We start from the raw sequence: 18,128 nt of genomic DNA, 5'->3' as shown, positions 1-18,128 counted from the left end.
GGCGGAGGTCGGTGGCGGGTCCGCCGGGGCCGCGCTCAGGGGAGGGTGCGGCGCATCAGCACGCGCGGGAAGCCGTTGGAGACCGAGGTGGTGTCGGCGGCCTTGGCGAAGCCTGCCCGCTCGAACAGCGCCCGGGTGCCGACATAGGCCATCGTCGTGTCGACCTTCTGCCCGCCGTTGTCCACCGGGTAGCCCTCGACGGCGGGCGCCCCGGAGTCCCGGGCATGCTCCACGGCGCCCTGCAGCAGCGCCGCGGCAACGCCCTTGCCGCGGTGCCCGCCCCGGACCCGAAAGCACCAGATGCTCCACACGGGAAGGCCATCGAGGTGCGGGATCTTCGTGCTGCGTGCGAAGGAGTTGAGCTCGGCCCGGGGTGCCACGCCGCACCAGCCCACCACCTCCCCGCTGTCGTAGGCCAGGATCCCCGGCGGAATGGCCCGGCCGCAGAGCTCCTCGACGCGTTCGGCGCGTCCGCGCCCGGTCAGCTCCCGGTTCTCGCGGGACGGCAGCCGGTAGGTCAGGCACCAGCACACCGAAGAGTCGGGGTTGCGGGGGCCCAGCACGACCGCGACGTCCCCGAACCGGTCCCTAGTCGCCGGACGGATCTCGTACACCATGCCGGTACCCTAGCCGCCCGGGGGCCGGGGAACCATCGGGCGCCGGGCCGGCGGGGGAAGCGGCCGCTGACCATCCCGGGGCCCTCGGACTGCTAGGATTGTGGGTTGACTGGCAAGTAGCGCCGTGCCCGTGCCCTTTCCCTCGAATTTTGAAGGGGAGGAGCGTGCGCAGAGCTGACTGTAGTACCGGGAAGCGGCCAATCCCGGCTCTCCGCACAAGGAGGCCAGCAACACAGAGAAAGTGCCGTGCATTCATCCGATGCGCCAGGCTCTTTGCCGCAGAAACAGATGAAAGGTAAACGTGGCTAACAACACACGTGCCCGCCGGAAGGTCCGCATTTCGCGTGCCCTCGGCATTGCTTTGACCCCGAAGGCCGAGAAGTACCTCGAGCGTCGCCCGTACGCTCCCGGCCAGCACGGACGCGCCCGCCGCAAGCAGGACAGCGACTACGCCGTACGCCTGCGCGAAAAGCAGCGTCTGCGCGCCCAGTACGGTATCCGCGAAGCGCAGATGACCCGCGTCTTCGAAGAAGCACGCCGCACCTCGGGCCTGACCGGTGAGAACCTCATCGAGCTGCTCGAAATGCGTCTTGACGCCCTCGTGCTCCGTGCCGGCTTCGCCCGCACCATCGCCCAGGCCCGCCAGCTGGTCGTCCACCGCCACATCATGGTCGACGGCGCCCGCGTGGACCGCCCGTCGTTCCGCGTTGCGGAGGGGCAGCTGATCCACGTTCACAGCCGCAGCGAGACCATGGTCCCGCTCCAGGTTGCAGCAGCCGGCGCCCACCGCGACGTCCTGCCGGCCGTCCCGGGCTACCTCGACGTCCAGCTCGACAAGCTCCAGGCCCGCCTGGTCCGCCGCCCCAAGCGCTCGGAGGTCCCCGTGACCTGCGAAGAGCAGCTCGTGGTGGAGTACTACGCCCGCTAGTCGAGGCTCCGGCGGCTTGCCCGCCGGAATCGAACAGCAGCCATCCCAATAGCCCGCGGCTCCGGCCGCGGGCTATTGGGTAAGGCACCTAAAAAACTCTGCCGCCCGAGGGCGGTTACCTGCGTACGAAGGAGACCGTCCATGTCCGGTGGAGATATTGCCGGCCTCATTGCAGCCGGCGTGTTTGCCGTCCTGGTCGCATTGCTGGCTGTACCTGTGCTGAAGCTCGGCAGGGTGTTCGACGAGCTGCGCACCGCCATCCGCACCGTGACGGACGAGACGACGCCGCTGATCACCGAGGTGACCAGCACCGTCAGCACCACGCACCAGCAGCTGAAGAACGTCGACGGCATCACCTCCAACGTGTCCGACGCCTCCGCGAACCTTTCCGCGCTGTCCTCCCTGGTCGCCGCGACGCTTGGAGCCCCGCTGATCAAGGTCGCGGCGTTCTCCTACGGCGTCCGCAGCGCCTTCGCCGGCCGGAAGACGTCGGCCGGGCGGCGCCGCAGCCGCTGAGCCATCCCCTCCGGGCCCGCGGTCCCGGATCACCAGACACCGCCGTCAGCACTCGACGAGGAGGATCCCATGATCAGAAGAGCCCTATGGATGGCAGCGGGAGTGGCCATCGGTGTTCTCGCAGTACGCAAGGTCTCCGCCGCGAAGGCAGCGCTGGGGCCGGCCGGCCTCAACCGCGCCGTCGGCTCGGCCTCTGACAATATCGCCGGATTCGCCGACGCCTTCCGCTCCGGGATGCGTGAGCGCGAGTCGGACCTCCGCTCCGCGCTCGGCGTCGAGCAGCCGGTTCCCCCGGCCCCGGCAACGCACCGCTGACGGGGCCGGAGCGCCCCGAACCTGAACCGCACCGGCTCGCCGCGGGCAGCACCGCCCCTGCCGGTCCGAATCCACCTGTCGAACCCGAAGGATCCCCCCGTGAAGTCCCATGAGATCGCAAGCCGCTGGCTGAGCTACTTCGAGAAGAACGGGCACACCGTCGTGCCGTCGGCGTCGCTGGTCTCCAGCGATCCCTCGCTTCTCTTCACGGTCGCGGGCATGGTCCCCTTCATCCCGTACCTCACCGCCCGCGAGCAGGCCCCCTACAACCGGGCGACGAGCGTGCAGAAGTGCATCCGCACCGGTGACATCGAGGAAGTCGGCAAGACCGCACGCCACGGCACGTTCTTCCAGATGGCCGGGAACTTCTCCTTCGGGGACTACTTCAAGCAGGATGCCATCCGGATGGCCTGGGAGCTGCTGACCTCCGGCGTCGATCAGGGCGGATACGGCCTGCCCCCGGAGAAGCTGTGGATCACCGTCTACCACGAGGACGACGAGGCCCTGGCCATCTGGCGGGACGAGGTAGGTGTCCCCGCCGAGCGCATCCAGAAGATGGGCAAGAAGGACAACTACTGGTCCACCGGACAGCCCGGCCCCGCGGGCCCCTGCTCGGAAATCTTCTACGACCGCGGCCCGGCCTACGGCGTCGAGGGCGGGCCCGAGGCCGACGACTCGCGCTACGTCGAGATCTGGAACCTCGTGTTCATGCAGTACCAGCGCGGCGAGGGAACCGGCAAGGACGACTTCGAGATCCTCGGTGAACTGCCCAAGAAGAACATCGACACCGGTCTGGGACTCGAACGCCTGGCCATGGTGCTGCAGGACGTTGAGAACATGTACGAGACGGACCAGGTGCGCCCCGTGCTCGACAAGGCGGCAGAACTCAGCGGACGCGAGTACACCAGCGCCGAAACCCCCGACGACCCGCACCACACCGACGACGTCCGGATGCGCGTCGTCGCCGACCACATCCGCTCCTCGCTGATGCTGATCGCCGACGGCGTGACCCCCTCGAACGAGGGGCGCGGTTACGTGCTGCGCCGCCTCATCCGCCGGGCCGTCCGGGCGATGCGCCTGCTCGGGGTGGAAAAGCCCTGCCTGCCGGAACTGCTGCCCGCCTCCCGCGATGCGATGAAGGGCACCTACCCGGAGGTCGAGAAGGACTTCGAGCGGATCGCCCGGATCGCCTACGCCGAGGAGAAGGCGTTCCTGCGCACCATCGCCTCCGGCACCGCCCGGCTCGAAGAGGCCGTCAAGGAGTCGAAGGCCGCCAGCCGGCCGCTGTCCGGATCGGACGCCTTCGCCCTTCACGACACCTACGGCTTCCCCATCGACCTGACCCTCGAAATGGCCGAAGAGGCCGGGCTGGCCGTCGACGCCGAGGGCTTCCGGACGCTGATGCTTGAACAGCGCCAGCGCGCGCAGGCCGATGCCCGCGGCAAGAAGGCAGGACACGCCGACCTCTCCGTCTTCAACGAGATCCTCGCCACGGGCGAGACGATCTTCACCGGCTACGACGAGCTGACCACCGAGGGTGTCGTCACCGGCCTGCTGCGCGACGGACAGTCGATTCCTGTCGCCTCCACGGGCGAGGAGATCGAACTGGTCCTGGACCAGACGCCGTTCTACGCCGAATCCGGCGGACAGGCCGCCGATGTCGGGCTGATCACCGGCAACGGCTTCGTGGTCGAGGTCCTCGACGTCCAGCGCCCCGTCAAGGGCCTCCACGTCCACCGTGCCGTCGTCCGCGAAGGCGAGATCACCTCCGGCGCCCTGGTCACCTCCGCCGTCGACCGCCAGCGCCGCCATGCCGGGGAGCAGGCCCACTCGGGAACGCACATCGTCCACGCCGCGCTGCACCAGATCCTCGGCCCCGAAGCCACCCAGCGGGGGTCCTTCAACAAGGCCGGCTACCTTCGGTTCGACTTCGCGTGGGGTGAGGGCATCAGCCCCGCCGCCCGCAGCGAAATCGAGGAGGTGGCGAACCTCGCCATCCGCAGCAACCACGCGGTCGAGACCAAGATCATGCCGCTCGCGGAGGCCAAGGCCCTCGGTGCCATGGCGCTGTTCGGGGAGGCCTACGGCAACCGGGTGCGCGTCGTCGAGATCGACGGCGACTGGTCCCGTGAACTGTGCGGCGGCACGCACGTCGAATCGACCTCCCTCATCGGGTCGCTGACCCTGCTCGGGGAGCAGTCGGTCGGTTCGGGAAACCGGCGCGTTGAAGCGCTCGTGGGCATGGACGCCTTCCGCCACCTCGCCGCCGAACGGGCCCTGGTGAGCGAGCTGTCGGACATGCTCAAGGTGCCCTCCAACCAGCTGCCCGAGCGGCTGTCGCTGACCCTGCAGAAGCTCAAGACGGCGGAGAAGGAGCTTGAGCGGCTGCGCAACGAGCAGCTCGCCGCGGCCGCGGCCTCCCTCGTCGGCACGGCGCAGGACGTCGACGGGGTGCGGCTCATCGCCCATGACGCCGGGTCCGTCGCCGGCGCCGACGCGCTGCGCACGCTCGCGCTCGACCTGCGCGGACGCCTCGGCTCCTCCGCGGCAGCCGTGGCCGTGGCCGGCGTCGCCAACGGGCGCCCGCTCATCCTCATCGCCACCAACGAAGCGGCCCGGGCCCAGGGCGTCAAGGCCGGTGCGCTGGTGCGCACCGCCGCGGGCGTGCTCGGCGGCGGCGGAGGCGGCAAGGAGGACGTCGCCCAGGGCGGCGGCGCGGACCCGGACAAGGTGGCCGCGGCCCTCGAAGCGGTGCGCGCCGCCGTGGCCGCACGCTAGGGTGCCGGCCGAGGTGACGGGCGGGTACCCTGCGGGGGCGAAACTGGGGGTCGACGTCGGCCGCGTCCGCGTCGGCCTGGCCGCCAGCGACCGCGACGGGCTGCTGGCCACGCCGGTCCGCACGCTGTCCCGCGATGCGAAGAAGAACTCCGACGTCCGCGTCCTCGTGCAGGAAGCGCGGGACCGCGGCGCGGTGGAGGTCTTCGTCGGGCTGCCGAAGAACCTCAGCGGCCGGGAGTCGGAGTCGGCGGACATGGCGCGCGGGTACGCGCAGCTGCTGGCCGATGCGCTGAAAGCGGTAGGGCTTGAGCTTCCGGTGCGGCTGATCGATGAACGGCTCAGCACCGTTTCGGCGCACCGGTCACTGCGGCAGGCTGGATTGAGCACCCGTGATCATCGTAAGGTAGTGGATCAGGTGGCAGCCGTGGAGATCCTCCAGCATGCCATCGACATGCAGCGTTCGCTTGGACGGGACGTGGGGGAACAGGTCAGCGCACGTCTTCGGAGAAGTTCCGGGAACGCATCGACGGCCGCTATCGAGGAGCCGGTCATTTCGGAGAGCAGTTTGAGTGGGAAGGACCAGGAACTGTGAGTTCCCGTTACCCGCAGTCACCCGCGTCCCAGGAGCCGGAAGGCTGGCACGACCCGGACGCCCCCTACGCCCGCAACGGAGCCGACCCTGTGCATCCCGAACCCGTCGAACAGTTTTTCGCAAGTCAGGACGTGAACCGCCGCAGCCGCGTACGTCGACCGTCCAAGGCACGCCAGCGCCGCCGTCAGCGCCGGACGGTCATCCTGCTTGTCGTCCTGCTGGTTTTCGCCGGCGTGGTCTTCGGCGTCGCCATGATGCTGAGGGACCTCCTGGGCCTCAATGACATCAAGGACTATCCCGGCCCCGGCACCGGCGAGGTGGTCTTCACCGTCGCCGAGGGCGCCGGGCCGCTGGCCATCGCCGATGCCCTTGAGTCCGAGGACATCGTCGCGGACTCCGGGGAGTTCATCTCCGCGCTCGAGGGGGTCCTCGACGGGCGGGAAGTCCAGCCCGGCGAGTACGAAATGCGCTACCAGATGGCCTCCGACGACGCTGCGGCCATCCTGGTCAGCGATGAGTCAGCGAAGGTTTCCTACGCCGCCGTGGCACGGGACCTGCGCCAGAGCGAGGTGTTCAACATCCTCGCCGAGTCAACCGGGATCCCGGTCACCGAATTCCAGGCACTCGCCAAGGAACCGGCCCGCTTCGGCCTGCCCGAGCAGGCCCGCAGCCTCGAGGGCTACCTGCATCCGGGCGAATACCGCTTCAGCGTCGACGCGACAGCACCGGAAATCGTTCAGGAGATGGTCGACAACACCTTCGCCCAGCTCGAAGAGGACGGCATCAAGGATCCCGCTGAGCAGTACCGGATCCTGACCATCGCAAGCATCATCCAGGCCGAGGCCGGGGAGGCCGACTACGCCTCCGTCGCCGGTTCGATCATGAACCGGCTCAAGCCGGACAACACCGAGACCTCGGGTCTGATCCAGTCCGACGCCACGGTCACCTACGGTCTCGGGCGGAAGAGCTACGACATCACCCCGGAGGAGAAGGCAGACACCTCCAACCCGTACAACACCTACGCCAATCCGGGGCTTCCGGTCGGCCCGATCGGATCGCCCAGCGAAGAAGCCATCGACGCGGCCGTCTCGCCCGCCGACGTCCCGTTCTACTACTGGGTGACGGTCGACCTCGACTCCGGTGAGACCAAGTTCTCCGAGACGCTCGCCGAGCACGGCCGGTACGTCGCCGAGTATCAGGCGTGGTGCGCCGACAACCCCGGCCGGTGCGAGTAGCCGCAGCCGGGGTGGGCGCCGGCCCGGCGGGCGGCGCCGGGCGGGCCGCCGTGATCGGACACCCGATCGCGCACTCGAAGTCGCCGCTGCTCCACGCCGCGGCCTACTCCGGGCTCGGCCTCGACTGGTCCTACACGGCACAGGATGTCGCGCCGGAGGACCTCGCCGCTTTCGTCCGTTCCCTGCGCGCCGACGACCGGTGGCGGGGCCTGTCGGTCACCATGCCGCACAAGGCCGCGATGGCGGCCCTCACCGACGCCAACACGGCCCTCGTTGAGACCCTCGGTGTCCTCAATACGGTCACCTTCAGCGGCGGCCCCGGCCGCCGCGTCCTCACCGGGCACAACACCGACGTCGCCGGGATCACCGGTGCCCTCGCCCACGCCGGCGCGTCGACGCCCCGGAACTGCCTGGTTCTCGGCGGGGGCGGCACCGCGGCGGCGGCCGTCGCCGGACTGGCCGGTCTCGGCGCGGACCGGGTCCGGGTGTACGTCCGGCAGCCGGAACGGGCGGCCGGTCTCGCCACCGCCGGTGCGGCGCTCGGCATGGCGGTGGAAGTGCTTCCCTGGGACGGCGCGCGGGCCAGCGTGCGCGCCGCCGACGTCGTCGTCTCGACCCTGCCGCCCCGCGCCGCGGATTCCCTGGCAACTGCGCTTCCGGCGGACGGCCCGGCCGGGGTCCTCCTGGACGCAGCCTACGATCCCTGGCCCAGCGTCCTGTCCGCCGCCTGGGCGCGCGCCGGCGGCGTCGTCGTGCACGGCCTGGAGATGCTCCTGTACCAGGCGATCGAGCAGGTGAGCCTCTTCTCCCCGGACGCCGGGCCGCTCCCGCCGGCCGTCATAAACCGGATGTGTGAGGCGATCGGCGTTCCCCTGCGCTGAAGCACCCTCCGGGCCGTGGCAGTATTGAAGGCATGTTGCGTTGGTTGACGGCCGGAGAATCCCACGGCCCCGCTGGAGTCGGAATCCTTGAAGGCATGCCCGCCGGAGTCGAGGTGACGAGCTCCGATATCCAGGCCGCCCTGGCCCGGCGCCGGCTCGGCTACGGCCGCGGGGCACGCATGAAGTTCGAACAGGACGAGGTGCGCATCCTCGGCGGCATCCGCCACGGGCTCACCCAGGGCGGACCCATCGCCATTGAGGTCGGCAACACCGAATGGCCCAAGTGGGAGCGGGTCATGTCCCCGGATCCGGTGGACCCCGAGGAGCTGGCCAGCCTGGCCCGCAACGCCCCGCTCACCCGGCCGCGCCCCGGTCACGCGGACTTCACCGGCATGCAGAAGTACGGCTTCGACGAGGCCCGCCCCGTGCTCGAACGCGCCAGCGCCCGCGAAACGGCCACCCGCGTGGCACTCGGCACCGTCGCCGCACGGTTTCTCGCGGCACTGGGCGTGCAGCTGGTCAGCCACACGGTCTCCATCGCCTCTGTGTCCGTGCCCACCGGGGCCCGGCTTCCCGGCCCCGGCGACGTTCTCGCCCTCGACCAGGACCCCCTGCGGTGCTTCGACCGCGCCACCTCCGACGCCATGGTCGCCGAGGTGGATGCCGCCCACAAGGACGGCGAGACCCTCGGCGGCGTCGTTGAGGTCATCGCCTACGGGCTGCCGCCGGGACTGGGCAGTTACGTCCACTGGGACCGGCGCCTCGACTCCCGCCTTGCCGCCGCCCTCATGGGCATCCAGGCCATCAAGGGCGTCGAGGTCGGCGACGGCTTCCTCACCGCGTCACGCCGCGGCACCGCAGCCCACGACGAAATCCTCCGGAACGGCTCGGGACGCATCGTGCGCGACACCAACCGCGCCGGCGGTATCGAGGGCGGAATGAGCATCGGAGACACCCTGCGCGTGCGCGCCGCCATGAAGCCGATCGCCACCGTGCCGCGTGCCCTGCGCACCATCGACGTCAGAACCGGTGATGCCGCCACCGCCCACCACCAGCGCTCCGACGTGGTTGCCGTCCCGGCGGCCGGCGTGGTGGCCGAGGCCATGACGGCGCTGGTGCTCGCCGAGGCGGTCACTGAGAAGTTCGGCGGCGACTCCGTCGCCGAAACAGCGCGGAACCTGCGCAGCTACCTCGACGCCATCCCGGAGTCCCTGGGCTCAGCCGCGCACTGATGCCCGGCAACCCTTCACCGGTGGTCTTCACCGGCCCCATGGCGACCGGTAAGACGGCCGTGGGGCGCTCCTTCGCCGCCCGCCGCGGGCTGACGTTCGTCGACACGGACCGCCGCATCACGCAGCGGCACGGCCCGATCCCGGCGATCTTCGAGGCCGAGGGCGAGGACGGCTTCCGGCGGCTCGAGGCGGACGTGGTGCGGGAGGTCCTGGCCGGGGGAGGGCCCGGCGTCGTGGTCTCCCTCGGCGGAGGCGCCGTGCTCGACGCCGGAACCCGCGCGCTGCTCAAGGCCGCACGGGTCGTGTTCCTCGACGCTGACCTGGCCACGGTTCTGCCGCGGCTGAACGCCGGAGCGTCACGGCCGATGCTCGCCGGGGACGCCGGCGAACGGTGGGCCACCCTGTACGAACAGCGCCGGCCGCTGTACCTCGAGGTCGCGGACTGCGTCGTCGACACCCGCGGGCGCACGGTCCGCCAGGTCGTCGACGACGTCGAGCGGATACTCGGACCCCAGAAACCTACCGAACGAAGGACCACCGGACATGGCCACTGAGCCCACGATCATCCCCGTCACGGGGACCACCCCCGAAGCCGCCTACGACGTCGTCGTGGGCCGCGGGCTCCTCGGCCGGCTCCCGGGCATCCTCGGCGAACGCGTGCGCCGGGTCCTGGTCATCCATCCCCGGGCACTGCGCACCACCGGCGACACGGTGCGCGACGAACTCGCCGACGCCGGATTCACCGCCGTGACCGCGGAGATCCCCGACGCCGAGGAAGGCAAGCACATCCAGGTGGCCGCGTTCTGCTGGCAGGTGCTCGGACAGAACGACTTCACCCGCTCGGACGCCATCGTCACCGTGGGCGGGGGAGCGGTCACCGATGTGGGTGGCTTCGTCGCGGCCACCTGGCTGCGCGGGGTCAAGGTCGTCCACCTGCCCACCAGCCTGCTCGCCATGGTCGACGCCGCGGTCGGAGGCAAGACCGGCATCAACACCGCCGAGGGCAAGAACCTCGTGGGTGTCTTCCACCCGCCGGCCGCCGTCCTGGCCGACCTTGACGCCCTCGACACCCTGCCGAAGAACGAACTCGTCACCGGCATGGCCGAAGTGGTGAAATCCGGCTTCATCGCCGACCCGGCCATCCTCGACCTCATCGAGGCGGACCCGGCCGCGGTCTCCGACGCCCGCTCCGACACGGTGCGGGAACTGATCGAACGCACCATTTCCGTCAAGGCCGCCATCGTCTCCGAGGACCTCCGCGAATCCGGCCGGCGTGAGCACCTCAACTACGGCCACACCCTGGGGCACGCGATCGAGCTGGCCGAGCGGTACTCCTGGCGTCACGGCGCCGCGGTCTCCGTGGGCCTGGTCTTCGCGGCCGAACTCTCCCGCATGGTCGGCCGGCTCAACGACGCCGACGCCGACCGGCACCGCAGCATCCTCGAATCGCTGGGGCTTCCGGTCACCTACCGCAGGGACCGGTGGCAGGCCCTGCTCGACGGGATGCGCCGCGACAAGAAGGCGCGCGGTGACCTGCTGCGTTTCGTCGTCCTCGACGGTATCGGACGTCCCGGCATGCTCGAGGTGCCCGACACGTCCCTCCTCTTTGCCGCCTACCAGGAAATCGCCTCCTAGGGACTTCCCTGCGCCGCTTTGACCCCAGAGGGTAGACTTGCCTCTGGACTTTTACCGCGCTGCGCCGTGCCCTGCGCCCGGGCGCAGCCATCCATTTCCCCGATCGACGAAAGTGAACCTGTGGCCACCACGAATGACATCAAGAACGGCACCGTGCTGAAGCTTGAAGGCAACCTCTGGAACGTGCTCGAGTTCCAGCACGTCAAGCCGGGCAAGGGTGGTGCCTTCGTGCGCACCAAGATGCGCAACATCCTCTCGGGCAAGGTGGTGGACAAGACGTTCAACGCCGGCCTGAAGATCGAAACGGCGACCGTCGACCGCCGCGACTACCAGTACCTGTACAAGGACGGCGAAGACTTCGTCTTCATGGACACCACCGACTACGACCAGATCACCGTGCCCGGCAAGACCGTCGGTGACGCCGAGAACTTCATGCTCGAGAGCCAGATGGTCACCATCGCCATGCACGAAGGCTCGGCCCTGTACATCGAGCTGCCGCCCTCGGTTGTCCTCGAGATCACCTACACGGAGCCCGGCCTGCAGGGCGACCGCTCCACCGGCGGAACGAAGCCCGCCACCGTTGAGACCGGCCACGAGATCCAGGTTCCGCTGTTCCTGACCACCGGAACCAAGGTCAAGGTCGACACCCGCACCGGCGATTACCTGGGACGCGTCAACGAGTGAGTGCACGCAGCAAGGCCCGCCGCAGGGCACTGGACGTCCTCTTCGAGGCCGAGCAGCGCTCGGTGACCCCGCTTGAGGTGATGAAGGCCCGCCGGGAGAAGACCGACATGGTCATCGCCGACTACACCGTCGAGATCGTCGAAGGTGTCCTGGCGCACCGCGATCAGATTGACGAGTTCCTCAGCACCTACTCGCAGGGCTGGACGCTTGAGCGGATGCCCGCCGTTGACCGGATGATCCTGCGCATCGGCAGCTGGGAACTGCTGTACAACGAGGATGTTCCCGACGGCGTCGCGGTCAGTGAGGCCGTGGAACTGGCGAAGATGCTCTCCACCGACGAGTCCCCGGTGTTCATCAACGGGCTGCTCGGCCGGCTCCAGCAGCTCAAGCCGACCTTGCTGGCCTAGGCCGGAAGCCGAAAGCGGCACACAGCTGAGAGCGCGGCCCGGACGCCCTTCGGGGCGGCGGGGCCGCGCTCTCATCCGTTGGGCCCGCATCAGCGGCCGAAGAACTCCCTCAGGGCGCCGGCCGTCTCCACCGGCAGCTCCTCGGGGATGAAGTGGCCCGACGGCAGCGCTTCCCCGGTGACCCTTCCGTCGCACTGCGCCTGCCAGAGTTCCAGCGGCCGGAACAGCCGGTTCACCACGGCGCGCTCGCCCCAGAGCACGTGGGTGTCGCACCGGATCCGATGGCCGCGTTCCCTGTCCCGGCGGTCGTGGTCGAGGTCGATGCCGGCGCTCGCCCGGTAGTCCTCGCAGATGGCGTGGATGGTTCCGGGGGTGAAGCACCGTTCGTACTCCTCCAGGGCCTGATCCTCAAGGAATCCGAGACCGCCGCTTCCGAGTCCGCCCAGGGTGGCGCGCAGGTAGGTCATCGGGCTGCCGCCGATCATGCTCTCGGGCAGCGGGTTTGGCTGGATCAGGTGGAACCAGTGGTAGTAGGCCGTGGCAAACGCTTGATCCGTGGCCTCATACATGTCCAGCGTCGGCGCGATGTCGATGACGCACAGCTTCTCCAGCCGGTCGGGGAAATCGAGTGCCAGGCGGTGACCGACCCGTCCGCCCCGGTCATGGCCGCACAGAAAGAAGCGTTGACGGCCCAGCGCGTCCACCACCGCCACGAGGTCCTGCGCCATGGTGCGCTTGCTGTAATTGCCGTGATCGGACATTCCCGGGGCCTTGGAGGAGTCGCCGTAGCCGCGCAGGTCCGGGAGGATGACAAAGAAATACTCCCGCAGTTCCTCAACGGTCCGGCGCCACATGACATGGGTCTCCGGCGAGCCGTGGACCAGCAGGAGCGTTGGACCAGCCTCGTTTCCGCCGTACCGGGCGAAGATCGAAGCCCCGTCCACCGCGAACTCCCGGGAGGAAAAGCCCTCGAACCAGCCCGCCGGCAGGGAAGAATCCATGCCGGAAGCGTACACCGGCCCGGCCCTCCGCCTTCTAGATTAAGCCGGTGGAACAGGCCGGGTCCGGACGGGCGGCACCGTCCCGGCGCAGCGGCGCACGAGTGTTACGCTGCACCGGCAGGACTCGAACCGCGCCGGCAGGACTCGAACCGCACCGGCAGGACTCGAACCGCACCGGCAGGACTCGAACCGCACCGGCAGGACTCGAACCGCGCCGGCAGGACTCGAACCGCACCGGCAGGACTCGAACCGCCCAGGCCGGTTACGTCCCCGTCGGCGTCCCTCCGCCGGTGGAGTGCCGGCCCGTCCTGATCTGGATATGGCCGCCGCGCACCGAGGCGCTCCGGAGGTCCGGCAGCCCGCGCTCGACGGCGGTCCACGGGTGGGCGGCAATGTCGGAACCACCCAGCCGGCAGGCGAGCCGTGCCAGGGGCGCGGCTGCGGCGAAGCGCCCGGTGGGCTCCTGCATGTCCACCACCGCGACGGAGGCGCCCGGGGAGCTGAGCGCCAGCATGCGCTCCCACGCGTCCTCCCAGGAGGGCATGAGCGAGAGGGAGTACGTGGCCAGGGCGGCATCGGACAGGGCGCGCCCGCCGTGGGCGACCGCGCAGGCGCCGACGGCTGCAGGCCGGAGGGTCGTCGCATCCGCCCGGACGAGAAGGACGTTAGCCCAGCCGGAACGCTCCGCACGCCGGCGCGCACGCCGGAGCATACCCGGGCTGCGGTCGATGCCAAGGATCATTCCGGCCGGCCCGATCCGCTCCTGGAGCAGGGCGAAGTTGAGTCCGGTGCCGCAGCCGACGTCGAGCACCTGGGCGCCGCGCCGCAGGTCGAGCAGGTCCACTGCTTTCTTCCTGCCCGGGCCGTAGACGGGAAATTCCCCCGAGAGCAGGTCGTAGAACGGGGCAAGGACGCTGTACCTGTCGGCGATGGGTTCCTCCTCCTCGGGCCCGGCGGCCGGGGCGGCCGTGGGTACAGCATAGGCTGGAGGGAAATTCTGGGCCCGACGACGATGGAGGAATTCAATGGACGGAAGCGGTGAGCCTGTCGACCTGCTGGTGATCGGCGGGGGGACGGCCGGATTGGTGGGTGCGCGGACGGCCGCCCGGCTTGGCGCCCGCACGGTGCTCGTCGAACGGGCCCGGACCGGGGGAGACTGCCTCTGGACCGGCTGCGTTCCCTCCAAGGCGCTCCTGTCGGCCGCTGAGGGACCGCACGCGCGCCGGCCCGGGGCCGGCACCTCCTCCGACTTCGCCGCCGTGCGCCGGCGGGTCGCCGACGCCATCGCGGCCATCGAGCCGGAGGACTCCCCGGAGGCGCTCGAGGCGTTGGGCGCCACGGTGGTCTCTGGAAGCGCCCGGTTCACCGGCCCCCGTGAGGCTGAGGTCAACGGCACGAAAATCCGCTTCCGGCGGGCCCTCATCGCCACCGGCGGCGCGCCGATCCTGCCGCCGATCCCGGGGCTGGAAGCGGCCCGGCCGGTCACCTCGGAAACGGTGTGGAACCTGGAGGAGCTCCCCGGCCGGCTGGTCGTCATCGGCGGTGGGCCCGTCGCCTGCGAGCTCGGACAGGCCTTCGCGCGGCTGGGCTCCACGGTCACACTGCTGTCGCGGTCCGGCATTCTTCCCCGGGAGGACCGCGACGCAGCGGCCCTCGTCCGCTCCCGCCTGACGGCCGACGGAGTGGACGTGGTCGAGGGTGCCTCCGTTGAGAGGGTCGGCGCCGGGGAAACCGGCAGCACGGTCCATGCCTCCGGCGGACGGAGCTTCGGCGCCGATGTCATCCTCGTTGCCGTCGGCCGGGGCCCCCGGACGGCCGGGCTCGGGCTCGATTCGGCTGGAGTGGAATGCGACGACGCGGGATACGTGCGGGTGGATACCTCGATGCGTACGTCCAATCCGGCGGTCTGGGCCGCCGGCGACGTCACTCCCCACCCCGACTTCACGCACCTCGCCGGAGTCCACGCGAGCACGGCTGCGCTCAACGCCGTCCTCGGCGGCCGCCGCACCGTCGACACCACCATTCCCCGCGTGACCTTCACCTCACCCGAGGTCGCGGCCGTCGGCCTCACCTCGCCGTCCGCCAGGGGCTCCACCACGAGGACCATCGAACACGCCGGCTCGGACCGGGCGATCACCCAGCAGGAGACAAGCGGGTTCACGCGGATCGTCATCGATCGGCGCGGAAGGATTCTGGGCGGAACCATCGTCGGCCCCCGGGCCGGGGAGTCCCTGGCCGAACTCACCCTCGCCGTGCACCAGAAGATGACGACCCGGGCGCTGACAGCGGTCACCCACCCCTACCCGACCTACAACGACGCCCTGTGGAACGCCGCCATCGCCGAAACCTACGCCCGGCTGGAGAGGCCGCTCCCGCGGGCTGCCGTGAAGATCCTTGTCGGGCTTAACCGCCGCAGGTCCCGGAGCGCCCTAAGGGACTGACCCGGGGATTGACTGAGTCGCCTGCCATCCTGCTCGCCGGCTTTGCGGCGGGGATGATCGACGCGGCGGTGGGGACCGGAACGCCGCGTGGGAGCTCATCGACTGGACGGCGGTGCTGCTGATCGCCTGCGGCTCGCTTGCGGGTGGCTTCATCGGTGCGCGTTCCGGGCGCAGCCTTGCCCCGGAGGCGCTTCGAAGCATCATCATCACCGTGGGAACGGCGGCCCTTGTGCGGATGATTTTGTTCACGTGTCCCCGAAGGTGGGCCCGGGGGTAGGCGTCCCGCTGCGGCCCGGGTCACGATCCGGGGCCGATTCCGCCGGACACGTTCCCACGCCCCGGGGGATCGGGGGATCATGTCCGCATGAGCTTCAGGACGTTGATGTCCGTTGGTGCCGCCGCGGCTGTGGTGGTCGTCCTTTCGGGCTGCGGAACCGATGCCCCGCGCCGGCAGGCGGCACCAGCGGATGCCGTCTCGAACGTCTCCGCCTCCGCCGAGCTGGTAGGGCAGGGAACCGTCCTGCAGAAGGACGGCGGTCCGGCCGAGCTGTGCCTGGGGCCGGTGGCGGAGTCCTACCCGCCCCAGTGCTCGGGACCGGTCATCAACGGCTGGGACTGGTCCGCGGTGGAGCAGTCCCAGAGCGCTTCGGGCGTGACCTGGGGGACGTACGCAGTCTTCGGGACCTGGAACGGCACCGAGTTCACCTCGACGCGGGCGCCCATTCCGTTGTCGCTGTATGACGCGATGCCGTTCGAGGACCCGCGGTTGGCCGGAGGCGGGACCGGTGCCGGCGACGAGCCGCAGCTCCAGCGCATCCAGCAGGAGCTCCACGCCTCCGGTGATCCCGCCATCCTGGGCTCATGGACCACCCAGGGCTTCCTGGTGGTCAGCGTCATTTACGACGCAGGCGATATCCAGCGCTCCCTCGACGAACGGTTCGGCCCAGACCTGATCCTGGTCCAGCCGGCGCTGCGTCCGGCAGGTTAGGCCGGCCGCCCTCCTGCCGATTCCCGGCAGGAGGGCGGTACTCTATTTGCCGAAAAAATTGCCCGTTGTGCATCCCTCCGGTGCCGCTTCCGGGTAGTACCGGTGTCAGCAGAAACGCGCCCGGTCGGGCGACACAAAGGAGTTGTCATGCGAAGAAGCTTGTACACCGTTGGAACCGTGCTGGTGATGGGCGCCGCGGCCATGGCCGGTCCGGCCTCGGCAGCCGAGACCCAATCCCAGGCATCGCTGTCCGTGTTGCACGCGGTCCCCGACCTGACGGTCGACGTCTACGTCAACGGGGCTCTCACCCTTGACGATTTCACCCCGGGCCAGCTTGCCGGTCCGCTCCCGCTGCCCGCCGGAGACTACCAGCTGGCGGTGACGGCGGCAGACGCGCCGGATGCCTCCGCTCCGGTCATCGGTCCCGTTGACGTGACCCTTGAGGCCGGCGGCAACTACACCGCCACTGCCAACCTCGACGCCGCGGGGAATCCGACGGCCAACTTCTACACCAATGATGTTTCCCCCGTAGAGGCGGGCAAGGCCCGGCTGACGGTGCGGCATGTTGCCGCAGCTCCGGCGGTCGACGTCCTCGCCGGCGGTGCACCGATCGTCCCGAACCTGAGCAACCCGGGTGAGGCGTCATTGAGCACCGCTCCCGGGACGGTGTCGGCGGCGGTCGCGGCCGCAGGCACCACCGAGCCCGTGATCGGCCCGGCCGACCTCAACCTCGCCGAAGGCACCTCGACGATCGTCTACGCGTGGGGAAGCCTCGAAGGCGGGAACCTCGCGCTGGCCACCCAGGTCATCGAGGGCCTTCAGTCCACCCCCGGGGCTGTCCCCGGCGGCCAGTCCGGTCTGGCAGCGCAGAATGCGGAGGGCAATGACGGCGCGGCGCTCGGACTCGGCCTCGGCGCACTGCTTCTCGCACTTCTGGGGGGCGCCGCCATGGCAGGCCGGAGGCGCACCGCCCGGGCCTGACACGTTGCGGGGTGTGCGTCGCAGCTGGACGCACACCCCGCCCGGCGCACGACCGAGGAACCCATCCTGTGCACCATCAACGAAAGTCCTTCGCACTGACTGCGGCGTCGGTCGCGGCTGGCGTGCTCACCATCTGCTGCTCGGTGAGCCTCTGGTCCGACCCGGCGCCGCAGCAGGGCATGACTGCCGCAGCCGAGGTGGCATCCCCGCGGGAGGCCGTGGGCCCGGCGTCGCCGCCCGTGCTGCCCGAAGCAAACCCCACACGGAAGCCGACGGGCGCGCCGCCGCCCCCTGCTCCCGTGCTGCCGCCCCCCGAGAAGATTCCGGTCCGGCCGGCCAAGGCCGACGCCGAGCCTCCCCCCGTGCCCCCCGTGTCCCTTGACATCCCCAACACCGGCATTTCCGTCAACGTGGTCGATGTGGGGGTTGACAAGAACGATGCCATGGAGATTCCGGACAGCTTCTGGGAAGCGGGCTGGTACCGCTACGGACCCGCGCCCGGCTCGAAGGCCGGAAACGCCGTCATCGCCGCCCACGTCGACAGCCAGACCGAAGTGCTGCCCTTCGCCCAGCTCAGGGCCGTGGAACCGGGCACTGTCATCACGGTCGGCCTCGCCGACGGACGGTCACTGCGGTATGAGGTAACAGAGGTGAGGAACGTGCCAAAGGCCACCCTCAACGGATCCGAGGTGTTTCGACGCGACGGCCCCGCCCAGCTCAAGATCATTACGTGCGGTGGAAAATGGCTGCCCGAGAAGGGAGATTACGAGGATAATGTTGTCCTTACAGCCTTGCCCCTCTGAACGCGGCATCAGTGCAGTCCCTCCGCCGATCAGTTGAACCCCAGACCTCCCACACGCCGGGAGGTGGCAGCGAAGGACAGCAGGCCGTCTTTTG

The 18,128-nt window shown here is 69.8% G+C and carries 19 protein-coding genes; 16 read left to right on the top strand and 3 right to left on the bottom strand.

Annotated elements, in window-relative coordinates; all coding sequences use genetic code 11:
* Positions 1–35: 35 nt before the first annotated feature.
* The gene (locus GVV77_RS04770) at positions 36–617 is read right to left on the bottom strand and encodes a GNAT family N-acetyltransferase (protein WP_159616827.1); all 582 of its coding nucleotides are present in this window, start codon (positions 615–617) and stop codon (positions 36–38) included.
* Positions 618–918: 301 nt separating this feature from the next.
* On the opposite strand from GVV77_RS04770, the gene rpsD reads away from it, so the two are divergent.
* From rpsD to nusB, 12 genes are all read left to right on the top strand, one after another.
* Entirely contained in the window at positions 919–1,545 is a 627-nt protein-coding gene (gene rpsD, locus GVV77_RS04765; protein WP_159616825.1) for a 30S ribosomal protein S4, read from the top strand.
* A gap of 141 nt (positions 1,546–1,686) precedes the next feature.
* Positions 1,687–2,061, top strand: a complete 375-nt coding sequence (locus GVV77_RS04760) for a DUF948 domain-containing protein (protein WP_159616823.1) — start codon at positions 1,687–1,689, stop codon at positions 2,059–2,061.
* 69 nt (positions 2,062–2,130) lie between these two features.
* The gene (locus GVV77_RS04755) at positions 2,131–2,376 is read left to right on the top strand and encodes a DUF6167 family protein (RefSeq protein ID WP_246199643.1); all 246 of its coding nucleotides are present in this window, start codon (positions 2,131–2,133) and stop codon (positions 2,374–2,376) included.
* A 99-nt stretch (positions 2,377–2,475) separates the two neighbouring features.
* On the top strand, positions 2,476–5,154 hold the full coding sequence (gene alaS, locus GVV77_RS04750) for an alanine--tRNA ligase (protein ID WP_159616821.1): 2,679 nt from the start codon (positions 2,476–2,478) through the stop codon (positions 5,152–5,154).
* A gap of 13 nt (positions 5,155–5,167) precedes the next feature.
* On the top strand, positions 5,168–5,746 hold the full coding sequence (ruvX, locus tag GVV77_RS04745) for a Holliday junction resolvase RuvX (protein ID WP_159616819.1): 579 nt from the start codon (positions 5,168–5,170) through the stop codon (positions 5,744–5,746).
* Positions 5,743–6,981 carry an endolytic transglycosylase MltG gene (mltG, locus tag GVV77_RS04740; RefSeq protein WP_159616817.1) on the top strand — a complete coding sequence of 413 codons (1,239 nt, stop codon included), beginning with the start codon at positions 5,743–5,745 and terminating at the stop codon, positions 6,979–6,981. The genes ruvX and mltG overlap by 4 nt, the downstream gene beginning before the upstream one ends.
* Positions 6,972–7,862, top strand: coding sequence for a shikimate dehydrogenase (locus GVV77_RS04735; protein WP_246199642.1), 891 nt, complete (start codon positions 6,972–6,974; stop codon positions 7,860–7,862). The genes mltG and GVV77_RS04735 overlap by 10 nt, the downstream gene beginning before the upstream one ends.
* Before the next feature lie 32 nt (positions 7,863–7,894).
* The gene (gene aroC / locus GVV77_RS04730) at positions 7,895–9,094 is read left to right on the top strand and encodes a chorismate synthase (RefSeq protein WP_159616815.1); all 1,200 of its coding nucleotides are present in this window, start codon (positions 7,895–7,897) and stop codon (positions 9,092–9,094) included.
* Between the two features lie 20 nt (positions 9,095–9,114).
* On the top strand, positions 9,115–9,648 hold the full coding sequence (locus tag GVV77_RS04725; RefSeq protein WP_246199641.1) for a shikimate kinase: 534 nt from the start codon (positions 9,115–9,117) through the stop codon (positions 9,646–9,648).
* On the top strand, positions 9,638–10,729 hold the full coding sequence (gene aroB, locus GVV77_RS04720) for a 3-dehydroquinate synthase (protein ID WP_159616811.1): 1,092 nt from the start codon (positions 9,638–9,640) through the stop codon (positions 10,727–10,729). The genes GVV77_RS04725 and aroB overlap by 11 nt, the downstream gene beginning before the upstream one ends.
* A 120-nt stretch (positions 10,730–10,849) precedes the next feature.
* Positions 10,850–11,413, top strand: a complete 564-nt coding sequence (efp, locus tag GVV77_RS04715) for an elongation factor P (RefSeq protein WP_120165428.1) — start codon at positions 10,850–10,852, stop codon at positions 11,411–11,413.
* Positions 11,410–11,820: a transcription antitermination factor NusB gene (nusB, locus tag GVV77_RS04710; protein ID WP_159616809.1), complete on the top strand. Its 411-nt coding sequence runs from the start codon at positions 11,410–11,412 to the stop codon at positions 11,818–11,820. Before efp ends, nusB begins: the two co-directional genes overlap by 4 nt.
* An 89-nt stretch (positions 11,821–11,909) precedes the next feature.
* Here nusB and GVV77_RS04705 read toward each other — a convergent pair whose 3' ends face one another.
* Complete coding sequence (locus tag GVV77_RS04705) at positions 11,910–12,821, bottom strand: alpha/beta fold hydrolase (RefSeq protein WP_159616807.1); 912 nt, start codon at positions 12,819–12,821, stop codon at positions 11,910–11,912.
* A 262-nt stretch (positions 12,822–13,083) separates the two neighbouring features.
* Positions 13,084–13,665 carry a class I SAM-dependent methyltransferase gene (locus GVV77_RS04700; protein WP_201293171.1) on the bottom strand — a complete coding sequence of 194 codons (582 nt, stop codon included), beginning with the start codon at positions 13,663–13,665 and terminating at the stop codon, positions 13,084–13,086.
* A 181-nt stretch (positions 13,666–13,846) separates the two neighbouring features.
* On the opposite strand from GVV77_RS04700, the gene GVV77_RS04695 reads away from it, so the two are divergent.
* From GVV77_RS04695 to GVV77_RS04680, 4 genes are all read left to right on the top strand, one after another.
* Positions 13,847–15,262 (top strand): dihydrolipoyl dehydrogenase family protein, encoded by a 1,416-nt coding sequence (locus tag GVV77_RS04695; RefSeq protein ID WP_159616805.1) that lies wholly within the window; start codon positions 13,847–13,849, stop codon positions 15,260–15,262.
* A gap of 364 nt (positions 15,263–15,626) precedes the next feature.
* Positions 15,627–16,250 carry a hypothetical protein gene (locus tag GVV77_RS04690; RefSeq protein ID WP_159616803.1) on the top strand — a complete coding sequence of 208 codons (624 nt, stop codon included), beginning with the start codon at positions 15,627–15,629 and terminating at the stop codon, positions 16,248–16,250.
* Between the two features lie 147 nt (positions 16,251–16,397).
* Entirely contained in the window at positions 16,398–17,231 is an 834-nt protein-coding gene (locus GVV77_RS04685; RefSeq protein ID WP_159616801.1) for a DUF4397 domain-containing protein, read from the top strand.
* A 68-nt stretch (positions 17,232–17,299) separates the two neighbouring features.
* Positions 17,300–18,034, top strand: coding sequence for a class F sortase (locus GVV77_RS04680; RefSeq protein ID WP_246199640.1), 735 nt, complete (start codon positions 17,300–17,302; stop codon positions 18,032–18,034).
* Positions 18,035–18,128 lie beyond the last annotated feature (94 nt).

This window comes from Arthrobacter zhaoguopingii, from assembly GCF_009828605.1.
Taxonomy (GTDB): Bacteria; Actinomycetota; Actinomycetes; order Actinomycetales; family Micrococcaceae; genus Arthrobacter_D; species Arthrobacter_D zhaoguopingii.
This window is presented reverse-complemented; position numbering and strand designations above follow the sequence as displayed.